The organism is Mesorhizobium sp. 2RAF45 (assembly GCF_052115225.1).
In the GTDB taxonomy this organism is placed as follows: Bacteria; Pseudomonadota; Alphaproteobacteria; order Rhizobiales; family Rhizobiaceae; genus Mesorhizobium; species Mesorhizobium jarvisii.
On sequence record NZ_JBFRGG010000047.1, the window covers coordinates 1 to 413 of the forward strand.

Below are 413 nucleotides of genomic sequence, written 5' to 3' on the forward strand. Positions count from 1 at the left end.
AACGGCCACGACCTTCGCGAAATGGCGCTGGAGGAGCGCCGCGAGATCCTGGCCAGCATGATCGAGCCCGGCGGGCGTATTCAGTTCAGCGAGCCATTGCCGGGCGAAGCGAAGGCCATCTTCCATCTGCTCGACCAGGCTGGGCTTGAGGGCATGGTTTCGAAGCGCAAGGATAGCAAATACCGCAGCGGTCCRTCGACGARCTGGYTGAAGGCGAAATGCTACTCKGTCGACGAATACGARCTGATTGGCGTCGAGCGTGAAGCCGGCAAGCCGGCCTTTGCCCTGATGGCCGATCGCAAAACCGGCCGCTATGTCGGTTCGGCCTTCATCAACTCCAGCCAGGCTATCCGCGAGCGGCTGTGGAAGCGTGTCCAGGAGCATGCCGGGCCTGCGCCCCAGGGGATGAAGCG

At 63.0% G+C, this 413-nt stretch carries 1 protein-coding gene; it reads left to right on the forward strand.

Going from position 1 to position 413, the window contains the following annotated elements:
- Positions 1-413, forward strand: a 413-nt coding sequence (locus tag AB4Z43_RS33520) for an ATP-dependent DNA ligase (protein WP_441941008.1), incomplete at both ends; no start/stop codon positions are given.